A 233-nucleotide genomic window follows, 5' to 3' on the forward strand; every position below is an offset into this window, starting at 1 on the left:
ATGCTCATCGGCTCCAGCAGGCTGCTCAGGGCGGCGACGGCATTGTTCACTTCCTGCTCGTCGTACTCGGCCACCTTGAACAGCATGGCATCCAGCGCGCCGGCCTCTTCGCCGATGGCGGTCATCTGGATGACCCTGTGCGGGAACAGGTTGATCTGTTTCATCGCCATGTTGACGGGATAGCCGACCGAGACCTCGTCGCGCATACGGAGAACGCCTTCTTCGTACACCTT

General features: G+C 60.5%; 1 protein-coding gene. It reads right to left on the reverse strand.

Going from position 1 to position 233, the window contains the following annotated elements:
• Positions 1 to 233 (reverse strand): type II secretion system F family protein (locus ACQG3P_RS24360; protein ID WP_426806488.1); only part of this gene is annotated, 233 nt, incomplete at both ends.

The organism is Stenotrophomonas sp. SrG (assembly GCF_050031795.1).
In the GTDB taxonomy this organism is placed as follows: Bacteria; Pseudomonadota; Gammaproteobacteria; order Xanthomonadales; family Xanthomonadaceae; genus Stenotrophomonas; species Stenotrophomonas rhizophila_A.